The organism is Sphingomonas sp. Leaf21, from assembly GCF_916858675.1.
In the GTDB taxonomy this organism is placed as follows: Bacteria; Pseudomonadota; Alphaproteobacteria; order Sphingomonadales; family Sphingomonadaceae; genus Sphingomonas.
Genome location: NZ_CAKASM010000025.1, coordinates 40722 through 52360, shown reverse-complemented (window position 1 = coordinate 52360; position 11639 = coordinate 40722). Strand labels below are relative to the sequence as shown.

Below are 11639 nucleotides of genomic sequence, written 5' to 3'. Positions count from 1 at the left end.
AGCACGCTGGCAAGCTTCGCTAACCCTCTCCCCTGTCCAGGGGAGAGGGGAGAATAAGCTGAATGTCGATCGGCCCTAGGTAACCGGAAACCGGTTGTTATCAAATGGCGTGCAGGTTTGGACGATGCCTGACAATACGACGGTGTCTGTCCATGATATGCAAGCCTGTCTTGGATCCTTGCTGTTCCTATGGGCCGACATCGAGCGGGAGTTGCGGGAGCAGGTCGCCAAACATTGCGGGATGGTCCCAAGGCCAGCACACGGCATCGCGGCGTGCCTCCGCTCTTGGCGCAACAGTCTTCCTCATATAAACGACATTGAACATTTCCGGGGACAGTTGGCCGACTCCCTTATTCAGCAGCTTCACCCTGCACTTAAAATGCGCAACGGCCTTTGCCACGGGCTGACCGGCTATTCGTCGGGGTCAGAACGATCCGCTCAACTGTTATGGCGGCTAAACGGTGAGGACGGGCGCGTCAGTTACGAGGAACTGCAAACCTCGTTCAGTTGGTTGGCTAGAATTCCCAAAGCGTTTTCAATACTGTCCATGCCATCAGTAGTCGGAAAATTTGATCGGTGTGTTGATACAGCCGAAAACAGGCAATGGTGGCAAACCGAGTTTGGCTTGAGCTTTTCAGGCTAACGGAAAGCGCCCGATTGGTCAGAAGCGGACATTCCGCCTTCGCCTACTTGCGGACGTTTGCAGGCGCTTCCAGCGTAACAATGAGCGCGCAGCTGATCGCTTAGATTTCAGCCGCTATTCCTATGCCGGTTTGCGTTGCGATCCTTCCCAGAATCGCGACAGGCTGCGGCAAATTTTCGAGGGCCACACTTACAGAGGTCCGGTTTCCCGAACGCCTTCAACGGTGCCAGACCCACCCGACAAAAAGCCCCGGCTCTCGCCAGGGCTTCCGGTCAGCGAACGGCGCGGGGCCGATCAGCCCTTGCGGGCCGCCTCGAACAGGAACCAGGCGCGTTCCTCGGCCTGATCGGTCCACTCGTCGACGATGCCGCTGGTGGCGTTGTCCTTGGCGCCTTCGGCGGCGTCCTTGACCGCGCGGAAGCGCTCGACCAGCTTGCGGTTGTCGTCGCGCAGTTCGACCAGCATGTCGGCGGCGGAGACGAATTCGCGGTCGTTGTCGACGATCGTCTGGCGGCGCGCGATGTCGCCGATCGAGCGCAACGTGACGTTGCCGGTCTTGCGCACCCGCTCGGCGATGGCGTCGGTCACGCCTAGGATCTGCGCCGCCTGGTCGTCGAGCATCAGGTGATAGTCGCGGAAATGCGGGCCCGAGACGTGCCAGTGGAAATTCTTGGTCTTGAGGTAGAGCGCATAGCAATCGGCCAGCGCGCCGTTCAGCGCATCGGCGACGCTCGCGGTCGCGTTGTGATTCAGATCGGTCGGCGTATCGAGCGCCGGATTGATATCGGACATGGACATGCTCCCGCTGTCTGGATTCGTTGCGTAAACGATCCGATGACGGAAACGCTCCCCTGCGTCCATGGACAAAGCCCGGACTCAGTGATCGACGCGCTAGATCAGATGGCGGATCGACAGTCCCAGGACCACGCCGCTCAGCACCATCGCGGCGCCCAGTCCGAGGCGGATCATCCGCCATGGCGCACGGCGCCATTCGCGCTCGCCGAGCAGGATCGCGGGCAGGATCGCCCCGACCAACCCGACCGCCGCACCCGGCAGCGCGGCCCAGGGCAGGGGGGACCGCGCCGCCGCCGCCGCGACGACCAGCAGCCCCGATTCGCCGAGCATGATGGCGCCGCCGCCGATCGCCGCGCCCCAGAAGGCACCGAGCCGGACGCGCGAGGCGACCCCGTCCGCGACGGGCGTCCGCGCGATCATCTCCAGCCCGGTCAGCACCAGCGCCACCGCCAGGATCAGTCCGTGTGCCTCGGGCGTGAAGGCGGTCGCCATCCACTGACCGAGCCGGATCGCCGCCGCCGCGAGGATCGCCTGCGCCAGGACCGATCCGGCCAGCACCGCGATAGCGCGACCGCTCCGGTCGGCCAGTCGCGCCGCCAACAGGCTCGTCCGCCCGCCCGCCTGGGCGAACAGCGTGACGACCAGGACGGTCATCAGCGCATCCATCAACCGGTGAGCCGCAGCGAGCAGGCCTCGGCGAAGCGACTGGCCGCGTCGAGATCCTGGCGGTCGCTGTCGACCGCCTCGGTCAGGATCGCGAACCAGCCATGGATCGCCACCGGTGCATCGCCGGCGATCAGCGCGCGGTCGATGAAATGGGTGACGGTCACGGCGGAGGTCAGGCCATGCGCATGGGCGAGGCGTCGGATCGCCTCGATCCCCTCCGCCAGATCGATCGCGGTCGCATAGGGCGCGCGCACGTCGAGCGCCGCGATTCGTGCCAGGAGCTGGTCGCGAATGTCCCCGGACACAGGCTCACAGGGCGATTCGCCTCGATCCATTGCTCCGCCCCCTCCCATAGGCGATTTCCCCCGATCCGGGTCGTGATCGCGGTGTAGAGATAGGATTCCATCCGTAAAGGGGGCCTTAAATCGGCGGCAAAGCTTGACTCAATGGCGGCTTTGGGCCATGCGCCGCCCTTATATAGCGGCGGCTCCGGCTGCCGCTTTCGCTTTTTCACGCATACAGGAACCAGGTCATGGCCAAGCCGACCACCGTCAAGATCAAGCTCGTCAGCTCGGCTGATACCGGATTCTTCTACGTCACCAAGAAGAACCCGCGCACCAAGACCGAGAAGCTGAGCTTCAACAAGTACGACCCGGTCGTGCGCAAGCATGTCGAGTTCAAGGAAGCCAAGATCAAGTAATTCGCGGGCGGGCGCCGGAACACGGCGCCCCGCGAACGGCTTGAGGACGTGAAGCCGCCACCCGTAAGGGTGTGCGGCTTTTTGTCGTTGGGCTTGGATCACGCGCTCCCCCTCCCGCAGGCGGGAGGGGGCTGGGGGGAGGGCCGGGTATCTCATGGAGACCGGCGCTTGTGGCCAGGCCCTCCCCCATCCCCTCCCGCCTGCGGGAGGGGCGTGCCCGGGGCGGGTGTTGCGGCGCGGCTCGAAGGTTCGAATGTGGTTATGGGCGCTATGAAGCCAAGGCCCCGTCTTTGCGGGGGTGATGCCCGGTTCGCAACGGGCACCCCCCTCCCGCAGGCGGGAGGGGAGCGGAGGTCACGCCGCGGCCGGGTAGAGCGTCCGGATCAGCCAGTCATGGAACAACCTCACCGACTTCTGCTGCAGCGCGCGGGGGCGGCAGACGAACCAGTGGCTATAGGGGCTGTCCACCTCGATATCGAACAACCGGACGAGGCGCGGATCGTGCGCGTGCTCGAAATGGCTGGCGTGCATGAAGGCCACGCCAAGCCCCTGCGCCACCGCCTCGAGCATCAGGCCGCCCGAATCGAAATAGTCGATCGCCTTGGGCTTGATGTTGGTCAGGCCCGCCGCCTGGCACCAGGCCGTGAAGGCATCGGGCATTTCGCGGTGCAGCAAGGCGGTCATCCCGTTCATCTGCTCCGGACGGAGCAACGGATTCGCGCCTTCGATCAGCCGCCTGGCGCCGATGACATAGACCTTGTTGAAGTCCAGCCGCTTGGCATAGAGCGACGGATCGATGTCACGCCCGAGCGCGATCACGGCGTCCAGCCCTTCGCCGAGCCGGGCGATGCCATGCCCGGCGGTGTCGATGTCGAGATGGAGTTCGGGATGCGCCGCGCGCAACTGGCCCATATGCGGGAACAGCCGCTGCGCCGCGTAGAGCGGCAGCACGCCCAGCCGCAGGCGAAGCACCTCCTGCCCGCTGGTCATCGCCTCCACCGCATCGGACAATTGGTCGAGCAATGGCGCGATCTGCTCCATCAGGCTCTGGCCATCCTCATTGGGGACCATCGCCTGGTGGCGGCGCGCGAAGAGCGGCTTGCCGACGAAGCGCTCGAGCGTCTGTACCCGGCGGCTGAGCGCGGGGGCGGACAGCGCCAGCTCCTCGGCCGCAGCCTTGATGGAGCCCAGGCGGACCACCTGGACAAATGCCTCGATCGCACCCAGCGGGGGGAGCCTGCGCATGTCGTATCCGTCGTCGTTGACCTATAGGTCATTAGATTGCACGAACTGCAATCATAGCCAAGCTTTTCGCACTTGCAACATAATGTGTCGCAGCGCAAAAGGGACGGGCCTTTCAGGCATCCTCTCCTAAAAACTTTTACGGGCTGGTCGTTTCGATCGGCCCTTTTTTTTGCCTCGGTTCGGCCGTCCGGTCTTTTCCGCACCGGAACCCGCCCCCACGTCCCGCGCTTTCGTGTCTCAGACACTTTGCCAAGGGACCATCATGGCCGACAGCGACGCGCCGACCCGCAAGATACAGGTGGCCAACAGCCGCCCGGAGGATTCCGGGCGCGGCCTGGCCCATGTCCCGCGCAGCCTGATGGCGGCGCTCGGCATCACCGAGGGCGACGTGGTCGAGATCGTCGGCAAGCAGGCGACACCCGCGCGTGCGGTCGGCCCCTATCCGGAGGACGAGGGACTCGATCTGGTCCGCATCGACGGGTTGCAGCGCGCCAATGCGGGCGTCGGCTCGGGCGATTTCGTCGAGGTGCGCCGCGTCGAGTCGAAGCCCGCGACCCGTGTGGTCTTCGCACCCGCGCAGCAGAATCTGCGCCTCCAGGGTTCGGCCCAGGCGCTCAAGCGCACCTTCTTCAACCGGCCGCTCTGCCAGGGTGACGTGGTGGCGACCGCGGGGCAGCAGCGCGTTACCAACATGCCGCCGGGCGTCGCGCAGTTCATGAACGCGCCGGCTTACGCGCTTCAGGAAATCCGGCTCGCGGTCGTGGCGGCCAGCCCCAAGGGCGTCGTCCATATCGACGAGAATACCGAGGTCGAGCTTCGCCCCGAATATGAGGAGCCGCGCGAGGCGCGTCGTGCCGACGTCACCTATGACGATATCGGCGGCATGGGCGCGACGATCGACCAGTTGCGCGAGATGGTGGAATTGCCGCTGCGCTATCCCGAATTGTTCGAGCGACTGGGGGTGGAGCCGCCCAAGGGCGTGCTGCTCCACGGGCCGCCCGGCACCGGCAAGACCCGGCTGGCGCGCGCGGTCGCCAACGAGTCCGACGCGCAATTCTTCCTGATCAACGGACCGGAGATCATGGGCTCGGCCTATGGCGAGTCCGAACAGCGGCTGCGCGACATCTTCGAGGAGGCGACCAAGTCTGCCCCCTCGATCGTGTTCATCGACGAGATCGACTCGATCGCCCCCAAGCGCGACCGGGTGCAGGGCGAGGCGGAGAAGCGGCTGGTCGCGCAGTTGCTGACCCTGATGGACGGGCTCGAATCGCGCGCCAATCTGGTCATCATCGCCGCCACCAACCGGCCCGAGGCGATCGACGAGGCGCTGCGGCGGCCGGGTCGCTTCGACCGCGAGATCGTCGTCGGCGTGCCCGACGAGCGCGGGCGGCGCGAGATACTGGGCATCCACACGCGCGGTATGCCGCTGGGCGACAAGGTCGACCTGGCCGAACTGGCGCGCACGACCTTCGGCTTCGTCGGTGCCGACCTCGCCGCGCTGACCCGCGAGGCGGCGATCGAGGCGGTGCGGCGGATCATGCCGCGCCTCAACCTCGAGGAGCGGACGATCCCGGCCGAGGTGCTCGACACGCTGTCGGTGACGCGCGAGGATTTCCTGGAGGCGCTGAAGCGTGTCCAGCCCTCGGCGATGCGCGAGGTGATGGTGCAGGCGCCGACCGTGCGCTGGGAGGATGTCGGCGGGCTCGACACCGCGCAGATGAAGTTGAAGGAGGGCGTCGAGCTGCCGCTCAAGGACCCGGATGCGTTCCGGCGACTCGGCATCCGGCCCGCCAAGGGCTTCCTGCTCTATGGCCCGCCCGGCACCGGCAAGACGCTGCTGGCCAAGGCGGTCGCGCGCGAGGCGGAGGCGAATTTCATCGCCACCAAGTCGAGCGACCTGCTGTCCAAATGGTATGGCGAGAGCGAGCAGCAGATCACCAAGCTGTTCGCGCGCGCCAGGCAGGTGGCGCCGACGGTCATCTTCATCGACGAATTGGACAGCCTCGTCCCCGCGCGCGGCGGCGGGCTGGGCGAGCCGCAGGTGACCGAGCGTGTGGTCAACACGATCCTAGCCGAGATGGACGGGCTGGAGGAATTGCAGTCGGTCGTCGTTATCGGCGCGACCAACCGGCCCAACCTGGTCGACCCGGCGCTGCTCCGACCCGGTCGGTTCGACGAACTCATCTATGTCGGCGTTCCCGACAAGGCGGGGCGACGGCGAATCCTGGGTATCCAGACCGCGAAGATGCCGCTGGCATCGGACGTCGATCTGGACGACGTCGCGGCGCGGACCGAGCGCTTCACCGGTGCCGATCTGGGCGATGTGGTACGCCGCGCTGGCCTGATCGCGCTCCGCAAGTCGCTGAGCGCGAATCAGGTCGACATGGCGGCGTTCGACGAAGCGCTGACCGAGGCACGCGCCAGCGTCACGCCCGAGATGGAACGCGACTATGAGCAGATCGCGGCGAAGCTGAAGCAGGACGCGGCGGCGATCCAGTCGATCGGCTTCATCGCGCCAGGTATGCTGACGCCGAGAGGGGACAAGCAACCATAAGAGGGCCCCTCCTTCCTTCTGAAGCCCCTCCTCCCGGGAGGGGGGAGGGGTTTGGGGAGGGGCCTGCCACGGGCGACGGGCTCGGTGAGACGCCAAGCCCTCCCCATCCCCTCCCGCAGGCGGGAGGGGAGCGGCAAGATCGAGGGGCGGGACCTATTCGCGGCCCCACGCATAACTCCGCCCGACCTCAGCGACCGCGACCTCATAGCGAGCATACCATTCCGCCCGCCCACGCTCGCGGATCGCCGCATGTGCGGCATTCGCTCGCCACGCCAGCGCGCTGGCTTCGTCGGCCCACCAGCTCACGGTAATCCCGAACCCGTCCGGCCCGCGCGCGCTGTCCACCCCGCGATAGCCCGGCTGCTGCGCCGCGAGTCGGTCCATCGCATCGGCCGCGTGGGCATAGCCCTCCGCGTCGTCGGTGCGGCGTTGCGACAGGAAGATCACCGCGATTTGCCCCGTTCTGTCGGTCATAACCCTCCATCCATCGCGCCCGCTTTGCGACGGAATGCACCCACCGGCCGCAACCCAAAAGCTTGAAAGTCGTTCGGCACCTGTGCGACGAGGGGGTTTCCCTCGCGCGTCCCTTACGCGGGGATCACGAACGACAGGAACTCGATGCCCAGCTCGACCACCGCCGCGCGCAAGTCCCGCACCGATGCCACGGGTTATCCGTCGCCCGGCCAGATGTTTTTTCAGCAATTTCTGAAGCATCCGGTGATGGTCGGGTCGATCATCCCGTCTTCGGGCAAGCTGATCCGCAAGATGCTGCAGCCGGTGGACTGGGCCAATACCAAGCTGTTCGTCGAATATGGGCCGGGCGTGGGCACCTTCTGTCGCCCGATCCTGGAGCGTATGGCACCCGACGCGAAGCTGATCGCGATCGATACCAACGCCGATTTCTGCGACTATCTGAGCCACACCATCGTCGATTCCCGTTTCGCCGCGGTCAACGGATCGGCGGCGGACGTGCAGAAGATCGTTCGCGATCACGGCTTCGACCATGCCGACTATGTCCTGTCGGGCCTGCCCTTCTCGACCCTGCCGCCCGGCGTCGGCCCGGCGATCGCCAAGGGGACGCATGACGTGCTGCGTCCCGGCGGCGCGTTCCTGGTCTATCAGTTCAGCCCCAAGGTGAAGGACTTTCTGGTTCCGCACTGGTCGAATATCGACCACGACATGGAATGGTGGAATGTCCCCCCGGCGCAGCTCTACTGGGCCTGGAAGGACTGAGCGCCTCCTCCCCATGGGGGAGGATCATTCCCCGTCGGGTGCCGCGATCCCGAAATTCAGGCCGCGCGACACCGACGGGTCGATCACGGCGATCAGGATATAGGCGGCGAACTGGCGGAGACGCTGGAACCAGCCGGTATGCCGCTTGTACCAGTCGGGTGTGATCGTCTCCGACCGCGCGACCTCTCCGTCGACATAGGTCCGGACATGCGCGGCAAAGGCCGCATCGTCCACCCGCAGCATCAGCTCCAGGTTCACGAAGAGGCTGCGCATGTCGAAATTGGCCGAGCCGACATGCACCGCATCGTCGATGACGTATAATTTGGTGTGCAGCTTGGTCGGCTGATATTCGAAGATCTGCACGCCCTTTCGCAACAGGCCCGCATAGGTGAAGCGCGCGGCGGCGATCGTCGCCTGATTGTCCGATTTGCCCGCAGTCACGATCCGCACCTCGGCATCGCGCCGCCCCGCGCGGTCGAGGCGGCGGAGCATGGTCGGGCTGGGGGTGAAATAGGCGGCGATCACGTCGATCCGCCTGCCCCGCCGCATATCCTCGCGCACCGTCCTCGCCCAGGGGGACAGCCGCCGCGTCGGCCCGCCGATCAGCCAGCGCAACCGCCCCTTCGCCTCGCTCCAATGCGCCAGCGCCTTGTTGAGGTCGCGCAACCGGCCCTTGGGATCCTCGGTCCAGGCGTGGAGCGCGTCGAAATAGCCCGCCATCCGCGCCGCCGCCGGTCCCTCGACCAGCAGCCCCAGGTCGCGCCAGCTCTGCTCGGCGGGCGTGCCGAAATAATCGTCCTCGATATTGAAGCCGCCGATGATGATGCGTGGACCCGGCCCCTCCGCATCGGCGAGCGCCAGCTTCTGGTGATTGCGCAGCAGATAGCGGCGCCCGAAGCGCGGCTCGAATCGCGACAGCCGCGCGCCGGTTTCGACCAGCGGACGGAAAAAGGCCTCGTCCGCGCCCGCGCCGAATCCGTCGACGACGACCGATACCCTGACCCCGCGCCGCGCGGCGGCGATCATCGCGTCGCGCACCCGCCGTCCGGTCTCGTCATCGGCATAGATGTAATAGAGGATGCGAAGGCTCTGCCGCGCCCCCTCGATCAGGTCGAGCACCGCCTCCAGCCGCCGGGGCCCGGTGTCGAGCAGGGTAAGCGCATCGTCGCCGACGCGGAAGACCGGCTGCTCGGGGGGCGGGGATTGGGACATGGCGGGCTCTTCGATGACAGGATCCTCTCGATTGCGTAACGATCGAGGCGACATTGGCGTTGCACGCGCGGTCGCGGGCAAGGCTTTTGACTTGTCCGCCCTTTGCTGTTAGGTGGCGCGCTTTCATCCCAGCATTAATTGCGAAGGACACACGCATGGCGCGCGTCACCGTCGAGGATTGCGTCGACAAGATTCCCAACCGTTTCGATCTGGTCCTGTTCGCGGCACAGCGGGCGCGTCAGATTTCGGGCGGAGCGGACCTGACCGTCGATCGCGATCGCGATAAAAATCCGGTCGTCGCGCTGCGCGAGATCGCCGAGGAGACGGTTCGTCCGGCTCATCTCGAAGAATCCGTGGTCAACAGCCTCCAGCGCGTCCAGATCGACGACGAGGACGAGGCGGACGATGTCGGCAGCCTGCAGGCATCGGCCGAGGCGCTGCGCCTGACCGCCGCCGCGCCGCCGCGCAACCAGAATCTGGGCGCCGACTACGACGGCTGATCCGCCGTCCGTCGAACCCGTGAAAAAGGGCCGGTGCGATACCCTCGCACCGGCCCTTTTCGTTTGTCGGGGAAGCGGCGGTTCAATAGCCCCGCCAGTAATCCCGGCGCGCGGCATGGCTTTCATGCCGGGCATAATGCGCATCGCGCCGCGCCTCGGCCCGCCGCACGGCGGCGGCATGGGCATAGGCGTTGGCGGCGCGGTAATCGCCGTAATAGGCCGCCGTGTTGGCCGCGCGCTGGTCGCGACCGGCCTGATAGGCGTGGATCTGCGCCACGCGGCCCGCCTGATGCGCCTGATATTCGTCATAGCGCCAGTCCTGCGCGCTGGCGGCGGTGGCGGTCAGCATGGCGCCACCGGCCAGGATGGTCAGCAATCCCGTCTTGAGCATCTTCATCGCAACTACCCTCAACACAAAAAAGGCTCCCGTATGGTCAGGATATTGCGCCACCCAGTCTGAATGGCGCGTGGCGGCGCCGTTCAGCGAAATGGCAGCTTGGCGAGGGGCTTGGAACGCGGATCGCCTCAATAGGCATAGGCCCGGACGAGATCGTAGAGATAGTCGCGCCCGTCATAGAGCGAACTGATCCGGATCCGCTCGTTGAGGCCATGGATGCCCGACATGTCCTTTTCGATGAACATGCCCGGCGCGCCGTATACCGGGATTCCGATCGCTTGGAAGAAGATGCCGTCGGTGGCGCCGGTGGACATCATCGGGACCAGCGGCACGCCGGGAAAATATCTGGCCGCGACGCTCTTCATCGGGCCGATGATCTTCGGATCGAGCTTGGGCGGGATGGCGGTCGGGCGGACCGGCTGGTTGGCGGTGACGGTGATCTTGGGGCCCGCGAGCTGCTTCAGCTTGGCCAGCGTGCCGTCGACCGTCTCGCCGGGGAAGATGCGGCAGTTGATATTGGCGGTCGCACGCTGGGGCAGCGCGTTTTCGGCATGGCCCGCCTGCAGCAGCGTCGCGACGCAGGTCGTGCGCAGCGTCGAGTGCAGGGCCTTGTCGCGGCTGACGATCGCGTCGGCCGCCTTGTCGTTCGGATCGGCGAGCAGCCGCGTGATCGCATCGCCGAGCTGGCCGCCGACCTTCTGCGCGGTCGCGGTCAGGAAGGCGCGCGTGGTGTCGGTCAGGACGACGGGGAACTCATAGCCCTGCACCGCCTTCACCGCGTCGGCGAGCTCGTAGATGGCGTTTTCGGGCGTCGGCTGGGAGCTGTGGCCGCCCGGATTGGTGGCGAGGAAGGTATAGTTCTGCGCCGCCTTCTCGCCGACCTGCACCGCCAGCAATTCGCGCTTGCCATCGGCGTCCAGCCGACCGCCGCCGCCTTCGTTCAGGACGAATTCGGCCGCGATCAGGTCCGGCTTGTTTTTGGCCAGCCATTCCGCGCCGTTGAAGGCGAAGGTCGTCTCCTCGCCGCAGGTCAGCGCCATCTTGATCGTGCGCTTTGGAGGCGTCTTTTTCAGGCGGATCAGCGTGTCGGCCCAGACCGCGCTCATCGCCTTGTCGTCGACGGTGCCGCGACCATAGAGGAAGCCGTCCTCCTCGATCAGCTTGAACGGATCGCGGGTCCAGTCCTCGCGCTTGGCCTCGACCACGTCGAGATGGCCGAGCAGCAGCATCGGCTTCAGCGCCTTGTCGGTGCCCGGTAGGATCGCGACGATGCCGCCATCCTTCGGGTGATCGGGGACGGAGAACAGGGTGATGTCGGTGTCCCTGTAGCCCGCCGCCTTGAGCCGGTCGGCGATCTGCGCCGCGGCCTGGGTACAGCTTCCGACCGAAAGGCTGGTGTTGGTTTCGACCAGCTGTTTGTAGAGGTCGAAGAACGCCTTCTGATCGGGCCGGTTCTGCGCCGTCGCGACGCCGGGAAGCAGCGCCAGCGTCGCGGCCACCCGGCCGAGCCATTTTGCCAACCGCATCACTACCCCCTTGTCTTTGTGTCGGATGAATAGAGCCTGTCGCGGGGCGGGGTGCAAGAGGCGAGGGGCCTGCCCCTCCACCATGCCCCTGCGGGCGCGGCCCCCCTCCCAAGCTGGGCCTGGGGATGGGGACCATCCGCAGGATGGTGGAGGGGCATGGCCCTGCCA

General features: G+C 66.1%; 13 protein-coding genes. 5 read left to right on the top strand and 8 right to left on the bottom strand.

What is annotated here, in order from left to right; translation table 11 throughout:
• Positions 1 to 124: 124 nt before the first annotated feature.
• Positions 125 to 643, top strand: coding sequence for a hypothetical protein (locus tag LRP66_RS15440; RefSeq protein WP_230483492.1), 519 nt, complete (start codon positions 125 to 127; stop codon positions 641 to 643).
• Positions 644 to 937: 294 nt separating this feature from the next.
• Here the strand turns inward: LRP66_RS15440 and LRP66_RS15435 are convergent, their stop codons facing one another.
• The 3 genes from LRP66_RS15435 to LRP66_RS15425 all read right to left on the bottom strand — a co-directional run bounded on the left by LRP66_RS15435 (position 938) and on the right by LRP66_RS15425 (position 2439).
• Positions 938 to 1435, bottom strand: coding sequence for a Dps family protein (locus LRP66_RS15435; protein WP_443026707.1), 498 nt, complete (start codon positions 1433 to 1435; stop codon positions 938 to 940).
• Between the two features lie 99 nt (positions 1436 to 1534).
• On the bottom strand, positions 1535 to 2092 hold the full coding sequence (locus LRP66_RS15430; RefSeq protein ID WP_230483490.1) for a TMEM165/GDT1 family protein: 558 nt from the start codon (positions 2090 to 2092) through the stop codon (positions 1535 to 1537).
• Positions 2093 to 2103: 11 nt separating this feature from the next.
• Positions 2104 to 2439 carry a hypothetical protein gene (locus tag LRP66_RS15425; protein WP_230483489.1) on the bottom strand — a complete coding sequence of 112 codons (336 nt, stop codon included), beginning with the start codon at positions 2437 to 2439 and terminating at the stop codon, positions 2104 to 2106.
• A 197-nt stretch (positions 2440 to 2636) separates the two neighbouring features.
• Between LRP66_RS15425 and rpmG the strand changes: the two genes are divergently transcribed.
• Positions 2637 to 2804 carry a 50S ribosomal protein L33 gene (rpmG, locus tag LRP66_RS15420; RefSeq protein WP_007407030.1) on the top strand — a complete coding sequence of 56 codons (168 nt, stop codon included), beginning with the start codon at positions 2637 to 2639 and terminating at the stop codon, positions 2802 to 2804.
• A gap of 354 nt (positions 2805 to 3158) precedes the next feature.
• Here rpmG and LRP66_RS15415 read toward each other — a convergent pair whose 3' ends face one another.
• Positions 3159 to 4049 (bottom strand): LysR substrate-binding domain-containing protein, encoded by an 891-nt coding sequence (locus tag LRP66_RS15415; RefSeq protein ID WP_230483488.1) that lies wholly within the window; start codon positions 4047 to 4049, stop codon positions 3159 to 3161.
• Positions 4050 to 4311: 262 nt separating this feature from the next.
• On the opposite strand from LRP66_RS15415, the gene LRP66_RS15410 reads away from it, so the two are divergent.
• On the top strand, positions 4312 to 6603 hold the full coding sequence (locus tag LRP66_RS15410) for a CDC48 family AAA ATPase (protein WP_230483487.1): 2292 nt from the start codon (positions 4312 to 4314) through the stop codon (positions 6601 to 6603).
• 153 nt (positions 6604 to 6756) lie between these two features.
• Here LRP66_RS15410 and LRP66_RS15405 read toward each other — a convergent pair whose 3' ends face one another.
• On the bottom strand, positions 6757 to 7077 hold the full coding sequence (locus LRP66_RS15405; protein ID WP_230483486.1) for an antibiotic biosynthesis monooxygenase family protein: 321 nt from the start codon (positions 7075 to 7077) through the stop codon (positions 6757 to 6759).
• 144 nt (positions 7078 to 7221) lie between these two features.
• Here LRP66_RS15405 and LRP66_RS15400 point away from each other — a divergent pair, with 144 nt between their 5' ends.
• The gene (locus LRP66_RS15400; RefSeq protein ID WP_230483485.1) at positions 7222 to 7836 is read left to right on the top strand and encodes a class I SAM-dependent methyltransferase; all 615 of its coding nucleotides are present in this window, start codon (positions 7222 to 7224) and stop codon (positions 7834 to 7836) included.
• Positions 7837 to 7860: 24 nt separating this feature from the next.
• Here LRP66_RS15400 and LRP66_RS15395 read toward each other — a convergent pair whose 3' ends face one another.
• On the bottom strand, positions 7861 to 9048 hold the full coding sequence (locus LRP66_RS15395; RefSeq protein ID WP_230483484.1) for a phospholipase D-like domain-containing protein: 1188 nt from the start codon (positions 9046 to 9048) through the stop codon (positions 7861 to 7863).
• A gap of 155 nt (positions 9049 to 9203) precedes the next feature.
• Between LRP66_RS15395 and rpoZ the strand changes: the two genes are divergently transcribed.
• A complete protein-coding gene (gene rpoZ / locus LRP66_RS15390) occupies positions 9204 to 9548 on the top strand; it encodes a DNA-directed RNA polymerase subunit omega (protein WP_230483483.1) in 345 nt (114 codons plus the stop codon).
• An 82-nt stretch (positions 9549 to 9630) separates the two neighbouring features.
• Here rpoZ and LRP66_RS15385 read toward each other — a convergent pair whose 3' ends face one another.
• Positions 9631 to 9945 carry a hypothetical protein gene (locus LRP66_RS15385; RefSeq protein ID WP_230483482.1) on the bottom strand — a complete coding sequence of 105 codons (315 nt, stop codon included), beginning with the start codon at positions 9943 to 9945 and terminating at the stop codon, positions 9631 to 9633.
• A gap of 128 nt (positions 9946 to 10073) precedes the next feature.
• Complete coding sequence (locus tag LRP66_RS15380) at positions 10074 to 11471, bottom strand: M20/M25/M40 family metallo-hydrolase (protein WP_230483481.1); 1398 nt, start codon at positions 11469 to 11471, stop codon at positions 10074 to 10076.
• Positions 11472 to 11639 lie beyond the last annotated feature (168 nt).

Bases quoted from the DNA above. Each gene is read 5' to 3' on its own strand.
- LRP66_RS15380 (WP_230483481.1), bottom strand. From the start codon at position 11,471: ATGCGGTTGGCAAAATGGCTCGGCCGGGTGGCCGCGACGCTGGCGCTG.
- LRP66_RS15425 (WP_230483489.1), bottom strand. From the start codon at position 2,439: ATGGATCGAGGCGAATCGCCCTGTGAGCCTGTGTCCGGGGACATTCGC.
- LRP66_RS15415 (WP_230483488.1), bottom strand. From the start codon at position 4,049: ATGCGCAGGCTCCCCCCGCTGGGTGCGATCGAGGCATTTGTCCAGGTG.
- LRP66_RS15385 (WP_230483482.1), bottom strand. From the start codon at position 9,945: ATGAAGATGCTCAAGACGGGATTGCTGACCATCCTGGCCGGTGGCGCC.
- rpoZ (WP_230483483.1), top strand. From the start codon at position 9,204: ATGGCGCGCGTCACCGTCGAGGATTGCGTCGACAAGATTCCCAACCGT.
- LRP66_RS15400 (WP_230483485.1), top strand. From the start codon at position 7,222: ATGCCCAGCTCGACCACCGCCGCGCGCAAGTCCCGCACCGATGCCACG.
- LRP66_RS15405 (WP_230483486.1), bottom strand. From the start codon at position 7,077: ATGACCGACAGAACGGGGCAAATCGCGGTGATCTTCCTGTCGCAACGC.
- rpmG (WP_007407030.1), top strand. From the start codon at position 2,637: ATGGCCAAGCCGACCACCGTCAAGATCAAGCTCGTCAGCTCGGCTGAT.
- LRP66_RS15395 (WP_230483484.1), bottom strand. From the start codon at position 9,048: ATGTCCCAATCCCCGCCCCCCGAGCAGCCGGTCTTCCGCGTCGGCGAC.
- LRP66_RS15430 (WP_230483490.1), bottom strand. From the start codon at position 2,092: ATGACCGTCCTGGTCGTCACGCTGTTCGCCCAGGCGGGCGGGCGGACG.
- LRP66_RS15410 (WP_230483487.1), top strand. From the start codon at position 4,312: ATGGCCGACAGCGACGCGCCGACCCGCAAGATACAGGTGGCCAACAGC.
- LRP66_RS15435 (WP_443026707.1), bottom strand. From the start codon at position 1,435: ATGTCCGATATCAATCCGGCGCTCGATACGCCGACCGATCTGAATCAC.
- LRP66_RS15440 (WP_230483492.1), top strand. From the start codon at position 125: ATGCCTGACAATACGACGGTGTCTGTCCATGATATGCAAGCCTGTCTT.